23 protein-coding genes and 1 tRNA gene are annotated in these 19,917 nt (G+C 56.2%); 5 read left to right on the forward strand and 19 right to left on the reverse strand.

Annotated features, from left to right (window positions below; translation table 11 throughout):
• The first annotated feature begins 9 nt into the window (after nucleotides 1–9).
• Nucleotides 10–1,119, forward strand: a complete 1,110-nt coding sequence (locus GJA01_RS02005; RefSeq protein WP_062505582.1) for an AI-2E family transporter — start codon at nucleotides 10–12, stop codon at nucleotides 1,117–1,119.
• A gap of 41 nt (nucleotides 1,120–1,160) precedes the next feature.
• Here GJA01_RS02005 and GJA01_RS02010 read toward each other — a convergent pair.
• The 7 genes from GJA01_RS02010 to GJA01_RS02040 all read right to left on the reverse strand — a co-directional run bounded on the left by GJA01_RS02010 (nucleotide 1,161) and on the right by GJA01_RS02040 (nucleotide 5,692).
• Nucleotides 1,161–1,237, reverse strand: a tRNA-Pro gene (locus GJA01_RS02010).
• 59 nt (nucleotides 1,238–1,296) lie between these two features.
• The gene (locus tag GJA01_RS15390; protein WP_255312260.1) at nucleotides 1,297–2,220 is read right to left on the reverse strand and encodes a MerR family transcriptional regulator; all 924 of its coding nucleotides are present in this window, start codon (nucleotides 2,218–2,220) and stop codon (nucleotides 1,297–1,299) included.
• Nucleotides 2,213–2,536 carry an integration host factor subunit alpha gene (locus GJA01_RS02020; RefSeq protein ID WP_010503906.1) on the reverse strand — a complete coding sequence of 108 codons (324 nt, stop codon included), beginning with the start codon at nucleotides 2,534–2,536 and terminating at the stop codon, nucleotides 2,213–2,215. The genes GJA01_RS15390 and GJA01_RS02020 overlap by 8 nt, the downstream gene beginning before the upstream one ends.
• Before the next feature lie 71 nt (nucleotides 2,537–2,607).
• Entirely contained in the window at nucleotides 2,608–3,576 is a 969-nt protein-coding gene (locus GJA01_RS02025) for a beta-ketoacyl-ACP synthase III (protein WP_062505578.1), read from the reverse strand.
• 5 nt (nucleotides 3,577–3,581) lie between these two features.
• The gene (gene plsX, locus GJA01_RS02030) at nucleotides 3,582–4,691 is read right to left on the reverse strand and encodes a phosphate acyltransferase PlsX (protein WP_010503910.1); all 1,110 of its coding nucleotides are present in this window, start codon (nucleotides 4,689–4,691) and stop codon (nucleotides 3,582–3,584) included.
• A 63-nt stretch (nucleotides 4,692–4,754) separates the two neighbouring features.
• A complete protein-coding gene (gene rpmF, locus GJA01_RS02035) occupies nucleotides 4,755–4,958 on the reverse strand; it encodes a 50S ribosomal protein L32 (protein WP_010503912.1) in 204 nt (67 codons plus the stop codon).
• A gap of 152 nt (nucleotides 4,959–5,110) precedes the next feature.
• On the reverse strand, nucleotides 5,111–5,692 hold the full coding sequence (locus tag GJA01_RS02040; protein WP_061933246.1) for a YceD family protein: 582 nt from the start codon (nucleotides 5,690–5,692) through the stop codon (nucleotides 5,111–5,113).
• A gap of 109 nt (nucleotides 5,693–5,801) precedes the next feature.
• Here GJA01_RS02040 and GJA01_RS02045 point away from each other — a divergent pair, with 109 nt between their 5' ends.
• Nucleotides 5,802–6,374, forward strand: coding sequence for an outer membrane protein assembly factor BamE (locus GJA01_RS02045; protein WP_010503914.1), 573 nt, complete (start codon nucleotides 5,802–5,804; stop codon nucleotides 6,372–6,374).
• A gap of 9 nt (nucleotides 6,375–6,383) precedes the next feature.
• Here GJA01_RS02045 and GJA01_RS02050 read toward each other — a convergent pair whose 3' ends face one another.
• Genes GJA01_RS02050 through def form a run of 4 tightly spaced genes read right to left on the reverse strand, consistent with a single transcriptional unit; the run spans nucleotide 6,384 to nucleotide 9,421 of the window.
• Nucleotides 6,384–7,751, reverse strand: a complete 1,368-nt coding sequence (locus tag GJA01_RS02050; RefSeq protein ID WP_062505576.1) for an ATP-binding protein — start codon at nucleotides 7,749–7,751, stop codon at nucleotides 6,384–6,386.
• Nucleotides 7,729–8,427 carry a response regulator gene (locus GJA01_RS02055; protein ID WP_010503917.1) on the reverse strand — a complete coding sequence of 233 codons (699 nt, stop codon included), beginning with the start codon at nucleotides 8,425–8,427 and terminating at the stop codon, nucleotides 7,729–7,731. The genes GJA01_RS02050 and GJA01_RS02055 overlap by 23 nt, the downstream gene beginning before the upstream one ends.
• A complete protein-coding gene (locus GJA01_RS02060; RefSeq protein ID WP_062505574.1) occupies nucleotides 8,424–8,912 on the reverse strand; it encodes a MarR family winged helix-turn-helix transcriptional regulator in 489 nt (162 codons plus the stop codon). The genes GJA01_RS02055 and GJA01_RS02060 overlap by 4 nt, the downstream gene beginning before the upstream one ends.
• Complete coding sequence (gene def / locus GJA01_RS02065) at nucleotides 8,909–9,421, reverse strand: peptide deformylase (RefSeq protein WP_062505572.1); 513 nt, start codon at nucleotides 9,419–9,421, stop codon at nucleotides 8,909–8,911. Before def ends, GJA01_RS02060 begins: the two co-directional genes overlap by 4 nt.
• A 189-nt stretch (nucleotides 9,422–9,610) precedes the next feature.
• Between def and rpsU the strand changes: the two genes are divergently transcribed.
• Nucleotides 9,611–9,814, forward strand: a complete 204-nt coding sequence (rpsU, locus tag GJA01_RS02070; protein ID WP_007283570.1) for a 30S ribosomal protein S21 — start codon at nucleotides 9,611–9,613, stop codon at nucleotides 9,812–9,814.
• Between the two features lie 140 nt (nucleotides 9,815–9,954).
• On the opposite strand, the gene GJA01_RS02075 is transcribed toward rpsU, so the two are convergent.
• The 6 genes from GJA01_RS02075 to GJA01_RS02100 all read right to left on the reverse strand — a co-directional run bounded on the left by GJA01_RS02075 (nucleotide 9,955) and on the right by GJA01_RS02100 (nucleotide 17,027).
• Nucleotides 9,955–12,087: a prolyl oligopeptidase family serine peptidase gene (locus GJA01_RS02075; protein WP_062505570.1), complete on the reverse strand. Its 2,133-nt coding sequence runs from the start codon at nucleotides 12,085–12,087 to the stop codon at nucleotides 9,955–9,957.
• A 67-nt stretch (nucleotides 12,088–12,154) separates the two neighbouring features.
• Entirely contained in the window at nucleotides 12,155–13,021 is an 867-nt protein-coding gene (motA, locus tag GJA01_RS02080; RefSeq protein WP_010503921.1) for a flagellar motor stator protein MotA, read from the reverse strand.
• A 26-nt stretch (nucleotides 13,022–13,047) separates the two neighbouring features.
• Complete coding sequence (locus GJA01_RS02085) at nucleotides 13,048–13,977, reverse strand: flagellar motor protein MotB (RefSeq protein ID WP_062505568.1); 930 nt, start codon at nucleotides 13,975–13,977, stop codon at nucleotides 13,048–13,050.
• 50 nt (nucleotides 13,978–14,027) lie between these two features.
• Nucleotides 14,028–15,431, reverse strand: coding sequence for a glycosyltransferase family 39 protein (locus tag GJA01_RS02090; RefSeq protein WP_253783442.1), 1,404 nt, complete (start codon nucleotides 15,429–15,431; stop codon nucleotides 14,028–14,030).
• 1 nt (nucleotide 15,432) lies between these two features.
• Entirely contained in the window at nucleotides 15,433–16,545 is a 1,113-nt protein-coding gene (locus GJA01_RS02095) for a glycosyltransferase (RefSeq protein WP_062505566.1), read from the reverse strand.
• Nucleotides 16,545–17,027 carry an Lrp/AsnC family transcriptional regulator gene (locus GJA01_RS02100; RefSeq protein ID WP_007283564.1) on the reverse strand — a complete coding sequence of 161 codons (483 nt, stop codon included), beginning with the start codon at nucleotides 17,025–17,027 and terminating at the stop codon, nucleotides 16,545–16,547. The genes GJA01_RS02095 and GJA01_RS02100 overlap by 1 nt, the downstream gene beginning before the upstream one ends.
• A gap of 97 nt (nucleotides 17,028–17,124) precedes the next feature.
• Between GJA01_RS02100 and trxB the strand changes: the two genes are divergently transcribed.
• Together trxB and GJA01_RS02110 are read left to right on the forward strand one after the other, a co-directional pair.
• Entirely contained in the window at nucleotides 17,125–18,099 is a 975-nt protein-coding gene (gene trxB, locus GJA01_RS02105; RefSeq protein WP_062505564.1) for a thioredoxin-disulfide reductase, read from the forward strand.
• A gap of 117 nt (nucleotides 18,100–18,216) precedes the next feature.
• Complete coding sequence (locus GJA01_RS02110) at nucleotides 18,217–19,113, forward strand: LysR family transcriptional regulator (RefSeq protein ID WP_062505710.1); 897 nt, start codon at nucleotides 18,217–18,219, stop codon at nucleotides 19,111–19,113.
• Nucleotides 19,114–19,135: 22 nt separating this feature from the next.
• On the opposite strand, the gene GJA01_RS15490 is transcribed toward GJA01_RS02110, so the two are convergent.
• Nucleotides 19,136–19,450 (reverse strand): hypothetical protein, encoded by a 315-nt coding sequence (locus tag GJA01_RS15490; protein WP_253783440.1) that lies wholly within the window; start codon nucleotides 19,448–19,450, stop codon nucleotides 19,136–19,138.
• A 141-nt stretch (nucleotides 19,451–19,591) separates the two neighbouring features.
• The gene (gene ihfB / locus GJA01_RS02120; RefSeq protein ID WP_010503930.1) at nucleotides 19,592–19,897 is read right to left on the reverse strand and encodes an integration host factor subunit beta; all 306 of its coding nucleotides are present in this window, start codon (nucleotides 19,895–19,897) and stop codon (nucleotides 19,592–19,594) included.
• Nucleotides 19,898–19,917 lie beyond the last annotated feature (20 nt).

Below are 19,917 nucleotides of genomic sequence, written 5' to 3' on the forward strand. Positions count from 1 at the left end.
AGGATCCCCATGATCGACCAGCTCCCTCCTCGCTCCCCTGAAGTCATCCCGGTAGAAGCGTCTGATTCTACCGGAACCATCCAGCGGCGGGCTCGCGGATTTCTGGCTCTCTTCTTTGTCGCTATCGGTCTATACACGCTCAAGAGCTTCCTGCCGGCTCTGTTGTGGGGCTGTGTTTTTGCCATTTCGCTCTGGCCTCTGTACCAGCGGGCGGAGCGCCGTTTTGGCCGAAGTGACTGGCTTCCGATGGTCTTCACCCTTGTCGTGGCCCTGATCTTCCTCGTCCCGGTCTCACTCGTCGGCGTGAAGCTTGCTGATGAGATAAGAAGTGCGCTCGAGTGGATAGATGACGTCCGCAACAATGGCATTCCGATGCCAGAGTGGGTGCCGCATCTTCCGTTCATCTCATCCCAGGCCACGACCTGGTGGCAGAACCACATGACGAGCCCTCAGCGCCTGTCCCGCCTGCTCCATTCTGTGGACGTAAGTCACGGTATGCAGATGACAAAGCAGGTCGGATCTCAGGTGGCTCGACGAGGAACGCTCTTTGCGTTCTCACTGCTGACGCTTTTCTTCCTGCTCAAGGACGGCGACTATGTCATCCGTAAAGGGCTTGTTGGGTCCCATCGACTGTTTGGGGCGCAAGGGGAAAGTCTGGCCAAGCAGATGATCTCTTCCGTTCACGGAACACTTGCAGGGCTGGTTCTTGTTGGACTGGGAGAAGGCGCGATTATGGGTGTAGCCTATATGTTGACAGGCGCACCCCAGCCACTCCTGTTTGCCATGCTGACGGCAGTCGCAGCGATGATCCCCTTTCTGGCATGGCCTACCGTGGGACTGGTCGCCTTGCTGCTCCTCGCCAAGAGCAGCATGATTGGCGCTATTGTCGTCATGGCTCTCGGGTCAGTCGTGATTTTTGTGGCAGATCATTTTGTGCGCCCGGTTCTGATTGGTGGCAGCACCAAGATGCCTTTCCTGTGGGTTCTGCTCGGTATCCTTGGAGGAGCAGAAACCTGGGGGCTTCTGGGTCTATTTTTGGGGCCAGCAATCATGGCGGCGCTTCACCTGCTGTGGACGCTCTGGACTGAAGAGCGCACAGACGGGGAAAATGCCTCTTAGGCCTTTTAACAAACTTATTTTTTTGGAAATTACCGCAGGACTGGTCGGGCAGGCGGGATTCGAACCCACGACCCCCAGTCCCCCAGACTGGTGCGCTACCAGGCTGCGCTACTGCCCGTTTGTCCTGCGGTGGCGGTGGTTTAGCAGCGTAGCGCCATCACCGCAAGGGCCTCTGATTCAGACAGGCAGAAGATTTCTCAGAAGCTGAAGTTCTTCGAGAATTTCTCTAAGCTCGGCGCGTAAAAATTCGTTCTCGGCATCCAAATGCTTCACAGACGCGCAGAGATGCTGATTCGCATCCTGAAGCGCCAGAACCTCTTCCGTGTCGCGAATTGATAAAGCTTCGGCTTCGGCTTCGGCTTCGGCTTCGGCTTCGGCTTCGGCTTCGGCTTCGGCTTCGGCTTCGGCTTCGGCTTCGGCTTCGGCTTCGGCTTCGGCTTCGGCTTCGGCTTCGGCTTCGGCTTCGGGCGGCGTAATTCCTGTCAGGCATTCGTCAAGCACATGAGATGCTTTTTCTTCTTCCGGAGACATCTCCGGTTCCGAGGCATTCAAGTCTTGCTTCTCTTCATGAAAGGACAGGACCACAACCTCATCCACAACTGGGTCAGAGACATGAAGACGGTCCGAAGGAGCTTCCGGAAACGCAATATCATCAACAGATGAAACTGGAGTGGCCGAAATGTCTTCCATAGTCGTTTCTACAGGCAGATCGTCAACGGCCGGAAAATGCTCAATCGGAGCCGATGCCACCGGATGCGGAACTGCAACGGGATGTTCAGAAGCTTTTCTTGCTTTGCGCTCTCGCAGGACACGGAGAACACCTTGCCCTTTGTAGCCCTGAACGTAGAGGAGATCGGAGATCAGCCGAAGCGTTTCGACGTGCTCCGGATTGTAGTACCGCCTACCGCTTTCCCCCCGGAAAGGCTTTACACCGGGATAGATGGTTTCCCATGAGCGCAGACGATGCTGCGGAATATGGAGCTCTTCTGCAACTTCGCTAATGGTGCGGTATGCTTCCGGACCTTTTTTTGCCTTGGAAGGATTCAGGTTTTCCTGATCCTGCTCAGCCTCATTGACTGAAGTCGACAAATTTTCAGTCATCCGCGTCGTCCACCCCATGAGCCTCATTAACGATACCGTTCATCCGGTCCCTGAGAATTTGGGACGGTCGGAAGACCAGTACGGCTCTGGGAAGAATGGGGACTTCTACGCCGGTTTTGGGATTTCTCCCGATACGCTCCCCTTTCTGGCGAACAGAGAACGTCCCGAAGCCACTCAGCTTCACGGATTCTCCGGTCTCGAGCGTCCCGGAGATTTTCTCCAGTACACTTTCCAGAATCATGGAGGAATCGTGCCGGGACAGCCCAACACGGCTATAGATGTGCTCGACAAGATTCGCGCGCGTGACTGTACTCATGACACATGCGTATCATGACGTTCAGAACAGTCAAAGGAATCAATCGTTAACCTTGAAAGACTAGGATGCACTCACATGCGAACGAGCGCGGATCCCCAGGTCAGACCACCGCCCAGAGCTTCCATCAGAACGAGATCGCCCCTCTGGATACGTCCGTCACGGACAGCTTCGTTGAGAGCGAGCGGAATGGATGCAGCCGAGGTATTGGCGTGACGATCTACTGTCACCACGACCCGATCGGACGGCAGGGCCAGTTTCTTGGCCATCCCGTCAATGATACGCAGATTGGCCTGATGCGGGACGAGCCACTGAATATCCTGACCCGTCAGGTTATTGGCTTCCAGCGCTTCATCAACAGCTTGTGAAAGCTTGACGACCGCATGACGGAACACTTCGCGCCCCATCATCTTGAGATGCTGCGTCGTACCCGAACAGCCGACAGCGCCGTCCACATAAAGAATGTCGCCCGATCGCCCATCGGAGTGCAGATGGGTTGAGAGAACACCCTCACCGTCTTCGGCTCCAGCCTCAAGAAGGACAGCACCAGCACCGTCTCCGAAAAGCACGCAGGTTGTACGGTCGTTCCAGTCCAGCAGGCGCGAGAACACTTCGCTGCCAATGACCAGAACCTTCTTCGCCAGCCCCGACTGGATGAAAGAATTGGCGGATGCGAGCGCATACACAAATCCAGAACAGGCGGCACTGATATCAAAGCCGAAGCCCTTAGTGATGCCAAGGAGGGCTTGCACCTGTGTAGCAACAGCCGGGAAAACCTGATCCGGCGTCGAGGTCGCAACCAGAATGGCATCAACCTCTTCGGCATTCACACCAGCCTGCTCAAGAGCCTGACGGGCTGCCTCTGCGGCCATGGACGCCGTTGTTTCATCGGCTGAAACAATATGCCGCTGTCGGATACCAGTCCGGGCCCGGATCCATTCGTCGGATGTGTCGATTTTCTGGGCAAGATCGTCATTGGTGACAACCGTGCGAGGCAGATAACCACCCACACCTGTCAGACGCGCGCGAATAGGACCGGACATAATTTTCAGCTCACAGGTTCTGGAGCGACCGCATTGGCAGGTGTTGCGTCGGTGTCGGCGCCAAGCATGCCAAGCTGATCCAGACGGGCGCGGATCTTGTCGTTCAGGTTATGGGTAACAGCGTCCATGGCGACATCAATGGCAGAAGCAAAGCTTTCGCCATCAGCGCCACCATGAGACTTCACGACAATGCCGTTCAACCCGACAAAGACTGCCCCGTTATAGCGCCGCGGATCGATCCACTCCCGCATGCGCTCCAGTCCAGGACGGACCAGAAGATATCCGATACGCGTCAGCAGATTGGTCTGGAAAACATTTTTCAGCAGACCGAAAGCCAGCTTAAGCGCACCTTCACCGGTCTTGAGAGCAACGTTTCCAGTAAAGCCGTCTGTCACAACGACATCCGTCGTGCCAGCCGTAATGTCATGCCCTTCCACGAAACCGTGGAACTGCTCTGCCAGCACACTTTCACGCAGACGTTCAGCGGCCTGACGGAGACGCTCGTCGCCTTTCAGATCCTCGGAACCGACATTGAGAAGGCCAATCGTAGGTCTTGGAAGACCGAGCGCTGCCTGCGCGAAAGCTTCGCCCATAACCGCAAACTCAACCAGATTGCGGGCATCGCAAGCAATATTCGCCCCGAGGTCCAGCATCACGCTATCACCGCGCGACGATGGCTGCACAGCCACCATGGCAGGTCTGGAGATCCCTGGAAGAGCTTTCACGATAATTTTGGCGAGAGCAAGCATGGCGCCACTGTTACCAGCGGAGACCACTCCGAGTGCTTCACCAGATGCGACAGCTTCCATTGCAAGACGCATGGATGAGCCGCGGACGCGCAGAGCTGCGGTCGGCTTCATTTCCATGGAAATGCTAGCAGGGGCGTGACGGATGTCACAGATACGGGCAGCTTTTGGGTATCGTGCCAGAGCCGGCTTTAGAGCCACCTCATCTCCGATCAGGAGCACTCTGGCTGTCGGATGCCGGTCTGCGGCCAGTTCGAGGCCAGCAAGAACGATATCCGGTGCCCTGTCTCCTCCCATTGCGTCGACGGCGAGGGCGTAGGGCCTTGGGGCCGCGACGTCACGATCAGACGCGACAGGCGCTTTAGACATTAAGACAGTTTCCCGGACAGCATCGCAGATGCGGGCACGCCTTGAGGGTGCCCGCAGAAGAGATCAGGCGCGGACGGCCGTCTTCAGGCTCTTGCCTGCTGCAACAACTTCACGACCATCATAATGGCCGCAGTGGCTGCAAACGTGATGCGGGCGCTTCAGTTCGCCGCAGTTTGCGCATTCAGCATGTGCTTCAGCCTGCAGGGCATGGTGGCTGCGACGCATACCAGCACGGGACGGCGTGGTCTTTCTTTTGGGGACGGCCATGGCTTTTATGCCTCTTTCTGCTTCTGTGTCGGCACCCTCTCCGCTCCCAGCGGCATGCGGTGCCCCGTTATTCGTCGTCTCGTATTTACGCCGAGTTCAGGCGGGCGGCTCTAGCAGAGCAAACGGAAACCCGCAAGCCAAAGCTGGGGATTTTATTCTTTTTTATCCCCGTTCTTCAGGGTCGCCAGCGCCGCAAACGGGTTCGGACGACGCTCTGACTCTGGCAGGTCATCAGAATGACCGACCTCTTCTTCCCCTTCTGCGGGCGTAACGTCAACAGCATTTTCGAGACCAGCACCCGGCTTGCGCGGATAAGGGTCCAGCATCAGGGCAAGCTGCTCGGCCGCGGCTTCACCGATATCGAGACCACGCCCGTCATGCGGAACTTCGTCCGGGCCTTCAAGATCAATGGAATCGATATCGAACTCGTCTTCCGGCATTTCCGACTCAGGAATGAAGCGAAGAACAAATGTCTCTGCGAGAACATCGTCAAATTTTTCTGCCGTAATGACACAGACCTGCGTCACTCTGGCTGACAGACGTCCTTCCGCAACAATGTGCGTCTTGTCTTCGGGCGTCAGGAGGAAGCGGCATTCCAGATGCTGGATGGCAGGAATACCGAAACGCCGAGCCAGAGCCTCACGCTCCTGCTCTGTTGCCGTAATCGTTTCTTCCAGACCCGATCCCAGCCGACTCAGGGGAATACGGCGGGAAAATTCGGGAGTATTGGACATTTGAGCACTCCACCCCCGATCATCATGGGGGAAATCGTTGACAGGCGGGTTCCGTTTAAGGCACGCGCTGGGTTGAGCGGTTCTCTTGCACAGGATAGTTTCCGGTTCCATGAATAACGCATCTTTTCCGACGGCAAAAAGCAGAACACCTCTTCTGCGTCGCCTGAGCCTGTCTGGCCTGGCCTGTGCTCCGCTTCTGCTGGGAGGATGCTCCTTCTTCAGCCCGATTCCCGAACCTCGCGGATCGCTAATCGAAAAGGCGGATTACGCCCAGCTCGTACCGGGAACCAGTACGCGTTCAGATGTTCTGGATGCCATGGGCTCTCCGACCGCACATGCGACATTCGATGACAATACGTGGATCTACGTATCCATGATTACGTCTCCGACGCCACTGGGCTTTCCATCGGTCGACAAACAACAGGTCGTTGTTCTGAATTTCGACAACTCTGGCGTTCTGCGAAAACTGGACACGCTGAATCGCAAAGATGGCATCCGCGTTGGCATGGTTGGGGAAAAGACCCCAACACCAGGAACAAAAACCTCTGTCATCCAGCAGCTGTTAGGCAACGTTGGCCGCTACAACCCAATGAGCAACATGAGCAGCACCTTTGGCGGCAGCCAGGGACCGCTGGGCAACCAGGGTACCGGCAATGGCGGCGCAGGCAATACGCTGCCCTGATCTGACTGGCTATTTTGGCAGGCTGAGCAGCACGCTTAGTCCGCCAAGAGGGCTTTCCAGCAGCCTGATGGTGCCACCATGGGCATGAATAATGTCCCGGACGATGGTCAGCCCCAGACCAGTACCGCCGTTATTTCCTGAACTACCAATCTCAAGAAGCGTCTTTCGACGGTCCGCCGGGATACCACCGCCGTCATCTTCGACCGTAATCTCGATCCGGCGCTCCCCTTCCCACAGCGAAAACCGCATGGCTCCGCCGTGTCGTCGTGCATTGTCTGCAAGATTTGTCAGAGCCCGTTTCAGCGCATCCGGGCGCACCGGCACCTCTACGCCTTCTTTGCCTTCTACACTCAGCACCCGGCCACCCGCGCGCCGCGCTGCGACAGCGACGTCCTCGATCAGGGCGCGAATATCAGTCAAAACCGGTTTCTCAGCCCCCTCGCCGCGCGCGAAGGACAGGTAACTGCCAATCAGGCGCTCCATGTCCTCAATATCCGCCACCATATCGTGAACATCTGGCTGAATGTCCTCGGCGCGGATCATTCCTTTAGTGGGCAGCATGGCCATACTCAGACGCAGACGGGTGAGTGGCGTTCTAAGGTCGTGGGAAACACCGGCCAGAACGGCCGTCCGTTGCGCTACGAAGCGATTGACGCGTTCCTGCATCCGATTGAAGGCAATGGCTGCCTGACGCACCTCACGGGCTCCCTGAGGGCGGATTGCCCCCTCATCACGCCCCAGACCGAACAACTCGGCTGCTTCTGCCAGTCTGCGGATGGCACGGACCTGATTGCGCATGAACAGTCCGGCGATCAGAAATAAAAACGCTGAACTGCTAAATGCCCAGGCGAGGAACATCCAGATTGGCCCGATGCTAAGTCTTTTGTGCGGCGTCAGAACGTCCAGCATCCCGTCTGGCAGGCCGATAGAGACGCGGACCGTCTCCGGTGCGGCAGACCAGTCCACAAAGAACGGGCGACCAAGGCCCTGCTTGAGGGCACGCTCAAAATCATCGTCAATCGGGCCGAGAACGTGATTCGTCCCTTCCCGCCTCAAAGTGGCATGAGGATGAAAAACGAACTGAAGTTGGGTTCTCGCCGCTGCGTCTTTCAGGAGTTCTTCGCGCCGGTCTGCTTCAGGCGTGCGCTCCAGCATGGAAATGACGAGCGAGATCTCACCGGTAATGCCATCTGAAAGGCGCCGGGAGACGACATTCAGATACGTTCCATAAAACAACACTAGCACGATGGCCTGCGTCACCAGGAGCGGGATCAGTACGATCAGCATGGAGCGCCCCAGCAGGGAGCGGGGCAACACACGCCTGAGCGGCCGGTCCAGCTTGCCCCAGCGCTCCTCAGAGTCCGGGTTTGAGAACATAACCCTTTCCGCGCACAGTATGCAGGAACCTGGGCTCCTTGGGATCAGCTTCAATACGACGACGCAGACGGGTGACCTGCACGTCAACGGCGCGTTCGCCGATCTCGTCCATATCCAGAGCTTTCGCAATGTCTTCACGGGACATCACGACCCCCGGTCTGGTGGTAAGGACGCCCAGCAGGGCTGCCTCGCCACCCGTGAGATGAACTGGTCCGTCTGGCCCAGTCAGCAGTCCGCGCTCAACGTCAAACTCCAGAGGACCAAGCCTGAGAACGGATGGGACCTCCGTAACAGGTGACAAGGCTGGCACCACACGCCTGAGATGCGCTCTCAGGCGCAGCAGGAGTTCCCGCGGTTCGAAAGGTTTTCCAAGATAGTCATCTGCGCCAGACTCCAGACCATCGATCCGGTCAGCCGGTTCGCCACGAGCCGTCAGCAGAAGAATGGGTAAAGACAGCCCCTCTTCTCTCAAAGACTGCGTGAGGGACAAACCGTCCTCTCCTGGCATGGTCACATCGAGAACAAGAGCATCCGGCTGGATGAGTTTCAGGACGTCCCGTGCCTGTACGGCATCCTGCGCGGTGGTAACCCGATACCCATTCTCCGCGAGGTAGCGCTGGAGGAGCCTTAGAAGGCGCTGGTCGTCATCGACGACGAGAATATGTTCATCGCTCATCGAAAGCCCCCTCCCGGAGTCATCTGCAGAGGAGAGAGGACGCGCTTGAACCCTTCCACGGCTGTAACTCCAGCCTCCCGGTAAGCCCGCGTCATGGCTTCACGAATCAGTTGGAAAAGCTGGCGTTCGATCGCCTCTCCATGAGGTGTCAGTTTCAAAGGGCGTTTGCGGCGATCATGGCGATCTTCCTCCTGAATGAGAAGATTGCGCTCCCGCAGATCACCCAAAGCGCGCCCAAGAGACTGTTTGGTAATCCCAAGACTGGTGAGCAGAACACTCGGCGTAATGCCAGGATGCGCTGCAACGAGAAAAAGAATTCTGTGATGCGCAGCACCGAGGCCATTTTCCCTCAGGAAAGCCTCACATTCAGAATTCAGACTCCGCCAGGCCAGCATGAGGGATTCATAAGACTGACGGATTTGTTCTTCACGAAGGTAAAGATGCGCTGTGGTAGAGGAAGGCCCTTCAGGCGGCCGCGCTGTCACCGAACCATTTCCTCCACATAACCAAAGCGTGCGAAGTCCTGAATGCGCTGCGGATACAGCACGCCATCAAGATGGTCATTCTCATGCTGCAGAACATTGGCATGAAAGCCTACGGCCTCGCCGTCCACAGGATCACCGTTTTCATCCAGTCCTCGATACCGGACTTTTGCGTATCGCGGTACGTCGCCTCTGAGGCCAGGAATCGAGAGGCATCCCTCACTGCACACCATCATTTCATCACCGACAGGAGTAATTTCCGGATTGATGAGAACGCGGGGCAGCATTGCCTGTTCCGGGTCCGACACCCTGTTTGCAGGAACGTGATAAACGAACATCCGCAAGGGGACATGAACCTGCGGGGCAGCCAGTCCAGCACCTCGTGCATCTGCCATCGTTTCCAGCATATCACTTATAAGACGGCGGATTTCCGGCGATTTTGGATCACTGACGGGCTCGGCCACCTGATGCAGGACAGGGTGACCCATACGGGCAATTTTAAGCAGAGCCATGAGCTTCCTTTCTCTGTGACAGCTTATTAACGCAGAAGTCGCGGGCAGATTGCGCACAGATAAAAATCCGCACAAGAACCATCGAATGAATTGCACACCGCCAAAAGAGTGTGTTAAGGGCTCCATCCCAATTGGATTGCCATATCACGGGTGACGCTAAAGGCGGGCCCAGAAGGAGTTGACGGCACCGTGCAGGTACTCGTTCGTGACAATAATGTTGACCAGGCGCTAAAGGCGCTCAAGAAGAAGATGCAGCGCGAAGGCGTTTTTCGCGAGATGAAGCTGCGTCGCCACTTCGAGAAGCCCTCCGAGCGTCGCGCCCGCGAAGCAGCAGAAGCTGTTCGTCGTGCCCGCAAGATGGAGCGCAAGCGTCTGGAGCGTGAAGGCTTCTAAAGTCCTTCCCGTCATCTGAACGGACGAGAAAAGCCGCTACCCTTCAGGGAGCGGCTTTTTTTATTACTCTTTGAGATTATGCGACATCCGTTGCACCCATGCTCTCGCCTCATCAGGCAAGAGCATGGGTGATGCTCAGGTCAGCGAGGGTCCATCAACTGCTTGCTGAGGTAGATGGCCTCCAGCGCCCTCTCATGGGCAACCTCGGCCGCATTGACGGTACCGGCGTGGCCGCCTTCCGTATCCTCATAATAGAAGAACGGTACATGCAGATTCTGAAGCCTCGCGGCGAAGAGGCGGGCATGCACAGGTCCAACGCGGTCATCACGCGTAGAGGTAAAGATGAACGGCACCGGATAATGCACATCTGGTTTGAGCGCCTGTAAAGGAGAGGTTTTCTCCCAGAAGCCCTTTCCTTCGGATGTCGAGACACTTCCGTATTCTGCAGCCCATGAAGCACCAGCCGCCATATGTTCGTAGTTGAGCATATCCAGAAGCGGGACGCCGATGATGGTCGCATTCCACAGTTCAGGGTGCTGCGTAAACTCAACCCCCATCAACAGACCACCGTTGGAGCGACCACGGATTCCCAGCCGTTTGGGCGACGTGATGTTTCTGGCAAACAGATCACGAGCAACGGACGCAAAATCGTCATACGCATGCTGCCGCCCTGAATAGCGGGCTGCTTCGTGCCAGGCCGGACCGAACTCGCCACCGCCGCGGATATTGGCCATCACATACACCCCACCGCGCTCGAACCACGTAATTCCCAGATCAGGATGGTAGACAGGCAGGTAAGACAGGCCAAAACCGCCATAAGCTGTCATCAGTGTCGGATTGAGGCTGTTCTTCGTCCAATCTTTGGCATGAACGATAAAATAAGGAACCTGCGTGCCATCCGTACTGGTCGCGAACTGTTGTTCGACAGTCAGTTTGGACGCATCGAAGAGATGTGGCTGACTGTAAAGCAGGCGCGTGGTCTGCTGCGCCGTATCGACGCTCCAGATCTGTGGTGGCTGAATGAACCCTTCCAACTGAAGGTATGCGTTCGAACTTCTGGGATCTGACGAAACAATCGTCGCAGCCATATTCTGCGGAAGCTCTATGGTTCGTCCGGCCCAATGCCCGCTGGCGCTCCGGCGATAAAGCATCAGCTTTGGCTGCACATTATCGTACAACACCACAATCAGCCCGTCTTTGGTCGTCGCTATTGCACCCTCCATCCCGTCTCCAATCGTCTGACGAGATGTAGGAGACACGATGACTTCTGGCTCTCCCGGATGCTCAGGATTGATTGCGACGACACTGTCAGCCGAAATACGGCCATGTGCCGTCTTCCACTCCTGCAGAAGGTGGAAAACCAGCTGGCCATCCTGATAGCTCAGGCCATCGTACTTCTCCGGCATGGGAAGCTGGCTGACATGAAGAGTTTTCGGATCAATTTTTTCCACATCACTATGGAAAAAATCTTTGTGTCGATCGATCAGAAGAAGCTGGTGCCCCTGCCCGTCCCGCAGAACCATGGGAGCAACTTCCATGTCGCTTGCCGTCCCCCTGAAAACTTCCTGTGCCTGCAGGAGTGACTGACCCCGCTTCAGGGCACGGACAACATAAGGGTAACCAGAAGTCGTCAGACCAGCGTCCTGAGTGCCCCAGTCCCGGGATACCAGAAGCGTATCCTGATCGAGCCATGCCACGGCCTGCTTACCATTCGGCAAAGCAAAGCCTTGCGAGACAAAACGATCGGTAGAGGTATCATACTCCCGCAGTTCGTGCGCGTCCTCACCGGCGTTGGACAATCCCATCAGACAACGCCGGTCTTCCGGCTCAAGGCAGTTCAGACCTTCCATGACCCAGTTGGCATGTTCCGACTTGGAAAGCACATCCAGATCGAAACGTGTTTTCCAGACCGGATGTCCTGACTGGAAATCCGCTATGGACGTGCTTCGCCATATGCCACGTGTATGGGCCTTATCCTGCCAGAAATTCCAGATCGCTCCTGCCATCTGGGTTGGTGTTGCAAGACGGTCTGGAGACTGTTGAGCAGCAAGGATACGCTCATAGAGCGGCTTGTATCGTGGATCCGACGCAAGAGCCTGTTGGGTTGTGGCATTTTCCGCTTTGACCCAGTGCAGGGCAGTCGGGCCATCAACCTGTTCAAGCTCCGCGCGGGGCGGGACCTGCGGAGAGTTTTGGGTGCCAGCGTGCGCAGAAGACGCCAGAGGGAAAAGAGGAAGTAAGAGACAGAGAGCCCGCAGTGCGGAGGGGCGCATGCCAGATCCTTTCGCCGCCATTTAGGATGATGACGGCATCGTAAAGGTCACACTCAGGAAAACAACCTCAGTTTACGGCCACGGCACTGAGGGATTCTTCGACTTCCTGAAAGGTCGGCATGAGATCTGACGGAATGCTCTTACGCCCGATCTCTACGCTAACCTGCGGAGCATTGCCCTGAAGGTGCGCCACGATAACGGAGCGGACGAGATCAAGATACGAAGCCTCCTCTTCCACCACACCTCCGAGCCGCCCGGCGATGGGTGCAACGATACCGTAAGCCAGAAGAATACCGAGGAAGGTTCCTACAAGGGCCCCAGCAATCATCTCACCCAGGACGATAGGTGGCTTGCTGATGGAGGCCATCGTCTTGATGACGCCCAGCACTGCCGCCACGATCCCCAAGGCTGGCAGAGCATCTGAGACCGACTGAAGAGCATGTGGGAGATGCATTTCCTCACGCAGATTTTTCTTCAGTTCACGCCCCATGACGTCATCCATCTGAAACGGGTCTGTCGCGTTCATGCCTGCCATACGGAGATAATCGCAAATAAACGAACAGACATGCGTATTGTCCCGGATCTTGGGAAAAGCTCCGAAGACTGTGCTGCCCTGGGGATCTTCGATATGGCTTTCAATCGCCATCATTCCCTTCGCGGCCGCGAGCCTGGTCATGTGAAACAGAAGTCCGAGGAGTTCCAGATAATCCTGACGTGTGTACTGGGAGCCTTTCATGGCCTTTTTAATTCCAGCAGGCAGGTGTTTCACCGCGCCAATGGAATTGGCCATCACGAAGGTACCGACAGCAGCTCCGAGAATGGTCAGAAGCTCAAAAGGCATTGAAGCGAGTAATGGCCCGATGGCTCCTCCGGATGCCACGAACGACCCAAAGACGCACGCAAGGACAACGCCCAGACCAATAAGAATAAACATTCAAAATTTTCCTGACTGGCGAAGAATTACGGCTGATCCGGGGAGAGGACGAGAACAACACGTCTGTTCCGGGCGCTGAGAGGATTGGCGGGGTCGAACAGGTTCCGGTCAGCGTAGCCAGTGACAGCTTTCAATCGTCTGTCGGGAAAGCCGCTGTTCACAAGAATATCCCGTGCCGCCACAGCACGGCCGCTCGACAGGCTCCAGTTTCCTGGAAGACCGGGACGATAGGGTGCGGCATCTGTATAACCACTGACGGACAGACGGCCGGGCAGCTTTTCCAGATACGGCGCAATCAGCTTAAGAAGATCAGAAGCATGTCGTGTTGGAACGGCGGAGCCCAGTGCGAACATGGCCTGATGGTCGGAATCTGCAATTTCGACGTGCAAACCGTCATCTCCCAGACTGACCGACACCTGAGAGCGCACGTCTGCCAGTTGCGGTGCCCCATCCAGCGCTTTGCTGATTTCCGTAGCCGCACGCCGCAATTCACCCTGCTGAGTGTCTTGCCCATGAGGCGCTGCAGGAGGCATACCGGGTTGAACCTGTCGATCATGAAGAACCACAATCTGGGTACTACGGTCTCCTGCATCCTTGTTCAGGAGATGATCCTTACCTGGCTCCCCGTTATCCGGATGCGCGCCTGCAGGGTCTCCCGGATGAATGGCCGCAGGTTTCTGGGATGAGGCAACCGGGTCCGGGACCAGATGGATGACATTCTCAGCCGGAGGCGGAATATCCTGCTGGATCGCCATGGGGTTGAAGAAATTGGCGATGCCCCTGCGCTGCTCTTCCGTTGTGGCGTTGATGAGCCACATCACGAGAAAAAATGCCATCATGGCTGTTACAAAATCGGCGTAAGCGATCTTCCAACTACCACCGTGATGGCCGCCCTCCACCACTTCAAAGCGCTTGATAATGATCTTGCGCTCGTCCTTGCCACCTGCTTTCGACATTCCACCTCCTGAGAGACCTCAAGTATGGCAGTCAAAGGTTAAGGAGAGCTTTAAGAGTGACGTGGCAACTGCACGCCAAGAGGATTTTCGACCACGGTCATCTGATAGCAGCGAACTGTCCGCCTCTGACTTTCCCGACAGAGAACATCCATCGGCAAAGGGCTCGGAATATGATGAATTTCCTCAACACGGAGCCCTTTCTCTCCCCTTGCGGCAGGAAGACGAAACAGTTCCCAACGACGATCTGTCCCAAAGACGCTCAGACCAGAGTTTCCTTGATTGAAAGCCAATTGTGAGGCGAGACCGTAATCTTCTGCCATGAGAACCGTAGCCCCTTGAGCCACTGCCAGCCGTTCCAGTTTCTGGTCGAACTCCGGCCAGCCAGCAGTCTGGCGTTGAACCGGGTCTTTCGCAGGAGGTATCGGGAGAAAAGCGAACGCTGCCTGCAAACAGACCAGAGCAGTCACCACAAAGCCACTTGCTGCCGCCCAGCGAATACGCCGCCCCGCCTCTACCGCGGCCAAGGCAAGGACAGGGTACACAACAGCCGGCCAGTTCGCCTGAACGCGGTCTCCGAAGGCGTGAAAAATGAACACGGCCAACGGAAGGGCGCCCAGCCAAACCAGAAGTATGTTGCGCTTGAAACAGGCCCACAGCCCTATTACGAACAGGCCGAAAATTAGGGGCGTAGCGAGGCCGATCTGCCCTCCAAAAAGTTCTGACTGAAACTGGATTGCCCGGGCAGGATGCCAGTCCCCTGCTCGCCCTCCCTGCTTGAGCAAGCTCGCCCAATGATGCGTCGCGTTCCAGTAAAGAACGGGCGATATTGTCGCTAGCAGAACCGGAATGGCGAGCCAGGGACCCGGTTGCTTTCTCCATGCGGGAGAAAACACAACCGCGCCACCAAGCCCAAACCCAATCAGAACGGCCGTATATTTCGAATCAAACGCCAGCCCTAGCAGCATACCGGTCAGCAACCACCATCCGAGTGCCTTGTTGGTAGGCAGAGTGACCGCTTTGCCGATAGCGTACAGAGCCACCGAGACGAAAAATACCAGTGGTGTATCAGGCGTCATGGTCGCAGCGCCCAGCCCCAGCATCAGGGTCGCGTTCAAGAGAAGAACAGCCTGAAAGCCGGAGAGCGGCCATGATCGAGACGGCAGCAATAGCCGGGCAGCATGAAACAAGGCCCAACTGCCGGGCAACACCGAAAGAGGCCCCAAGAGACGCACCCCCAAAGGCGTGTCTCCGGCAATCCAGGTGCCAATCCGTATCCAGAGAGCCACCATGAACGGATGGTCAAAATATCCCATCTGCAAATGGCGGGACCAGACCCAGTAATAGGCTTCATCCGGTGTCAAAGGCAGAAGAGCCGCCAAGGTAAGGCGCAATACAGTCAGGAGACCGAGAAAGCCCCAGAACATTCCGGGGGTACGAACCGTGTCGGTCTGCATGTCAGCGCCAGATCAGCGTTGAAGACACCGCATAATTCCAGACGACACCAATGACAGCTCCCGCTGCTGACGCGCGATCCCAATGGCCATGACCCAAATCGTGGAGAACCATTCGCGCGACACCGATATTGGCGAAGACACCAACGGAGCATACTGCTGCGAAGAGTGCGAACCCCCGCCACATCCTTGCACCTTTAAGGCGCCGGTCATGATAGGTCAGACGGTTGTTCAGCAGAAAATTCGTGAGAATAGCGACGGCCGTACCGATAAGCTGTGACTGGGAAAAATCCATACCCGACACGCGGGCCAACTGCATAACTGCAACATTCACGATAACGCCCACCAGCCCGACCAGCGCAAACGCCAGAAATCGTGTTGGCAGCCAGCCATGCGTGAGTTTGTCGAGTAGCATCGTCGCGAACTGCAAAAGCACGACAACGTCGAGTTTACTTTCCCCAGCGACCCTTGGGCGGAAAACAAAAGGGACTTCCGTGATTCTGGTTTCTTTGGGCACGGACATGACAAGATCCAACAGGATCTTGAAACCAGTGCCAGACAGCTTTGGAAGTGTTGCCGTAAAAAGATCCCGCCTCATGACGAAGAAACCACTCATGGGATCTGTCAAAGGATGAGGTAAAACGACTTGAGCGGCGCGGATGCCAGTGTCTGACAGTAAATGCCGCCAGTGTCCGGCAAGACCGGCATTATCGCCGCCTTCTACATGACGACTGCCGACAACCATCTGCGATCCGGCATCCAGGGCAGCAAGCATCTTTGGGAGAACAGATTCGTCATGCTGGAGATCTCCATCCATGACCGCCACATATGTCGCGCTGGATGACAGAAATCCTTCTATAACGGCAGAAGATAACCCTCTCCGTCCGACGCGCCGCACAACACGAACACGTGGATCATTCTTGGCAATGTCTGAAACGCGGGCCGACGTGCCATCAGGAGAGTTGTCATCAACAAAAATGACTTCCCAGTATTCTTCTGCAAGGACACGACTAAGAGCCGCAACCATGGGAGCCACGTTCTCTGCTTCGTTGTAGCAGGGAACGATAATGCTCAACCGTGCAGGCAAAAGGAGATCTTCTTCAGATCTCAAAGTCATCAGATAGGAACCCCTGCCAGATCCCGGCTGGTATGAATAGTCTGGAGGGTCTGGACGCGGACGACATGAACACTGTCCGTCAGGCGGCGGGTCAGGATGTTCTGATGGGCTGCATCACGCGCAACAAGACGGACCAGGAAGTCGCCTCCCCCACGTATCATGTGACACTCACGGGTTTCAGGCCAAGCACCAACCTGCGCCTCGAAAGCCTCGAGAACACTGCCTTTCTGGCTATCCAGCCCTATCAGGGCATAGAAATTCAGGGACCATCCCAGCAGAGGCGCATCGACCTCAGCATGATAGCCCTTGATGATCCCCAGTTCTTCAAGGCGTCTGACACGCCTCAGACAGGGAGGTGCAGAAATGCCAGCCCGTCTGGCCAGCTCCACGTTGGTCATGCGGCCGTCTGCCTGAAGCTCGGCGATAATCTGCCGGTCAATGGCATCCAGTTCGACGGGGATGGGAGAAAGAGAAGCGTTCATTTGACTCTGAGGTATATGGCAGGAGGCGACGTCCGCAAAGATGGCACATGCGTCTGAAACCTTTATATGAGGGTCAAAACACGGACGAGGATCAATCATGCCTGAAATCCACCATACGGACCTTCTGGTCGTGGGCGCGGGCCCCGCTGGTTACACTGCAGCCATCTACGCCGCACGCGCCAGCCTGAAACCGATTCTCGTGACCGGCCTTCAGCCAGGTGGTCAGCTGACAATCACAACGGATGTCGAGAATTATCCCGGATTTGCTGCACCGGTGCAGGGGCCATGGCTCATGGAACAGATGCGCGAGCAGGCAGAACACGTCGGGACACGCCTGATCTACGATCTGATCATGGAAGCGGATCTTAAAAATGGACCTGCATCTAATGGATATTTCCGCCTCAAGGGAGATTCCGGCGACGAGTATCATGCTCGAACGGTCGTGATCGCAACAGGCGCTCAAGCTAAATGGCTGGGTCTCGAGTCGGAAAAGCGTTTGCAGGCTGGAGGCGTGTCCGCCTGTGCAACCTGCGACGGATTTTTCTATCGGGGAAAAACCGTAGCCGTTGTTGGCGGTGGCAATACGGCAGTCGAAGAAGCCCTGTACCTGACCCATCACGCTGACAAGGTTCACCTCATTCATCGCCGTGATGGATTGAGGGCGGAACGGATTCTCCAGCAGCGTCTTTTCGCGAATCCGAAAATTGAACTCCACTGGAATCAGGCAGTTGAAGAAGTTCTGGGCTCAGGCTCTCCGGAAGTTGTCTGTGGGGTAAAACTTCGGAACACACAGACGGGCGAGTTCACCACACTGCCAGTTGACGGGGTCTTCGTAGCGATTGGCCACACACCGAATACGGGACCGTTCCGCCATGAAGTGCGCTGCGATGAAGACGGTTATATCCTGACCGAAGCAGGCGGGACCGCTACATCAGTGGAAGGTGTTTTTGCCGCGGGTGATATTCAGGATCGTATTTACAGACAGGCTGTCACGGCCGCCGGCACAGGATGCATGGCAGCTCTGGAAGCCGAACGCTACCTTTCTGGCATACCTGCTATGACAAAAACTTGACCCTCGCCTCGGCATAAGACAGTTTCGTCCCTTCAACGACACACCGCAGAAATAACGCCAGGTGACATGGGTAAGAAGGACGAAGACCGACGCGCCAGCGATCGGGGAGATCACCACATGGACTGGGACAAGCTGCGTATTTTTCACGCAGTCGCTGAAGCCGGGTCCTTCACCCATGCGGGCGACAGACTGAACCTCAGTCAGTCTGCCGTCTCGCGTCAGATTTCCGCACTGGAAGAAGTGCTGCGGGTGCCGCTGTTCCACCGGCATGCCCGTGGCCTTATTCTGACGGAACAGGGTGAAGTCCTGAACCGGACCGTGCGGGAAGTTTTCTCGAAACTGGCTCTGACACAGGCTTTTCTGAGCGAGAGCAAAGAACGCGCGGCTGGCAAGATCAAGATTACAACCACGACCGGATTTGGCCTGTGCTGGCTGTCTCCGCGACTGCAGCGGTTTCTGGAATTGCATCCCGATATTGAGGTCACGCTTCTACTGGAAGACGCGGACCTGCACCTTGGAATGCGTGAAGCGGATGTGGCTATTCGCCTTCATCCGCCCACACAACCGGATCTTGTTCAGCGCCATCTTGCCAATTTCCCGATGCCTATCTACGCAAGCCCAGATTATCTGGAGCGTTACGGCACGCCAACCAACCTGCGGGAACTGGCAGAACATCAGATCATCGGGTTTGCAGGGCGCAACCTTCCCTTACCCAATGTCAATTGGCTCCTGGACCTGCTGAGGCACGAAGGGCTTGCTCATCGTGGCAGCCGTTTGGCCATCAACAACATCGCAGCCGTCGCGAATGCTATTTCAGCCGGTACAGGGATCGGCTCGTTACCGCTTTACACTGCGGCATCATACTCCAATCTGGTACGAGTACTGCCGGATCAGCCTGTTCCGCTGGTAGAAGCTTACTTTGTTTATCCTGAAGAACTTCGAACCTCCAAGAGGATCGCTGTTTTCAGGGATTTCTTGCTAGCTGAAATCAGCAGCCTCAAAGGACAGGATTAATCATCCCAACAGACGTCGTGGCTCAACCGCGACGTCCATGTTCCATAATACAGGCGTGCTGATTGGCCGAAGACCGAAATACGGCCTCTCCAATCGGAGCAAAGCTATTTGAATGGCCTAGATGGCCTTTTCCCGGGCTGGCCTTCAGAAAGATCAATCCAGCCTGAGACTGGTAGCAAGGCGCACCTTGCATTTTTTGAGGCATATCCCGTTGTGCGGAATGTCTGGCATGAGCCGAGACAGGTTTGTGCGTATTAGCCGTCGATGCTGCGAAGCACGGCTTCACGACAATCGCCAGACCGACGGCAAGACAGACAGGAATAACTGCAGAACTCAAGAAAACCTCTCCCCATACGGTGAGAAGAATACTGTATTTGGATGCAGAATATGCACCCCAATACAGTGGTTCAAACATTCCTGTTCCGCATGATGCATAGACAGCACAGTGCAGCGTTGTTCAAGGAAACGCAGCAGTGCGTCATTCCTCATGCACAGAAGACACTGCGCTATGATTAACGCGCTCGCGCAATTCCTTCCCGACTTTGAAAAACGGAACACTTTTCTCATCTACAGAGACGGTGTCGCCCGTTCGGGGATTACGTCCGGTCCGCGCATCACGCTGACGCGGAATAAAAGCGCCAAAGCCCCTTAACTCGACGCGATCTCCCCGAGCGAGAGCTGCCCCGATTTCATCAAAAATCGTATGAACGATCCGTTCAATATCCCTGGCCAGGAGGTGGGGATATTGTGCGGAAAGCTCGGCAATGAGTTCCGATCTGGTCATGATTGCAGCCTATCTGCCTC

Origin of the sequence: Gluconobacter japonicus, assembly GCF_002723975.1 — a bacterium.
GTDB classification, from domain to species: Bacteria; Pseudomonadota; Alphaproteobacteria; order Acetobacterales; family Acetobacteraceae; genus Gluconobacter; species Gluconobacter japonicus.

Coding starts and splice junctions, on each gene's coding strand:
- GJA01_RS15390 (WP_255312260.1), bottom strand. CDS start 2,220: ATGACTGAAAATTTGTCGACTTCAGTCAATGAGGCTGAGCAGGATCAG.
- GJA01_RS02055 (WP_010503917.1), bottom strand. CDS start 8,427: ATGAGCGATGAACATATTCTCGTCGTCGATGACGACCAGCGCCTTCTA.
- rpmF (WP_010503912.1), bottom strand. CDS start 4,958: ATGGCCGTCCCCAAAAGAAAGACCACGCCGTCCCGTGCTGGTATGCGT.
- GJA01_RS02040 (WP_061933246.1), bottom strand. CDS start 5,692: ATGTCCAATACTCCCGAATTTTCCCGCCGTATTCCCCTGAGTCGGCTG.
- ihfB (WP_010503930.1), bottom strand. CDS start 19,897: ATGACCAGATCGGAACTCATTGCCGAGCTTTCCGCACAATATCCCCAC.
- plsX (WP_010503910.1), bottom strand. CDS start 4,691: ATGTCTAAAGCGCCTGTCGCGTCTGATCGTGACGTCGCGGCCCCAAGG.
- GJA01_RS02110 (WP_062505710.1), top strand. CDS start 18,217: ATGGACTGGGACAAGCTGCGTATTTTTCACGCAGTCGCTGAAGCCGGG.
- GJA01_RS02050 (WP_062505576.1), bottom strand. CDS start 7,751: ATGTTCTCAAACCCGGACTCTGAGGAGCGCTGGGGCAAGCTGGACCGG.
- trxB (WP_062505564.1), top strand. CDS start 17,125: ATGCCTGAAATCCACCATACGGACCTTCTGGTCGTGGGCGCGGGCCCC.
- GJA01_RS02045 (WP_010503914.1), top strand. CDS start 5,802: ATGAATAACGCATCTTTTCCGACGGCAAAAAGCAGAACACCTCTTCTG.
- def (WP_062505572.1), bottom strand. CDS start 9,421: ATGGCTCTGCTTAAAATTGCCCGTATGGGTCACCCTGTCCTGCATCAG.
- GJA01_RS02020 (WP_010503906.1), bottom strand. CDS start 2,536: ATGAGTACAGTCACGCGCGCGAATCTTGTCGAGCACATCTATAGCCGT.
- GJA01_RS02100 (WP_007283564.1), bottom strand. CDS start 17,027: ATGAACGCTTCTCTTTCTCCCATCCCCGTCGAACTGGATGCCATTGAC.
- GJA01_RS02095 (WP_062505566.1), bottom strand. CDS start 16,545: ATGACTTTGAGATCTGAAGAAGATCTCCTTTTGCCTGCACGGTTGAGC.
- GJA01_RS02025 (WP_062505578.1), bottom strand. CDS start 3,576: ATGTCCGGTCCTATTCGCGCGCGTCTGACAGGTGTGGGTGGTTATCTG.
- GJA01_RS02005 (WP_062505582.1), top strand. CDS start 10: ATGATCGACCAGCTCCCTCCTCGCTCCCCTGAAGTCATCCCGGTAGAA.
- GJA01_RS02085 (WP_062505568.1), bottom strand. CDS start 13,977: ATGTCGAAAGCAGGTGGCAAGGACGAGCGCAAGATCATTATCAAGCGC.
- GJA01_RS02090 (WP_253783442.1), bottom strand. CDS start 15,431: ATGCAGACCGACACGGTTCGTACCCCCGGAATGTTCTGGGGCTTTCTC.
- motA (WP_010503921.1), bottom strand. CDS start 13,021: ATGTTTATTCTTATTGGTCTGGGCGTTGTCCTTGCGTGCGTCTTTGGG.
- GJA01_RS02075 (WP_062505570.1), bottom strand. CDS start 12,087: ATGCGCCCCTCCGCACTGCGGGCTCTCTGTCTCTTACTTCCTCTTTTC.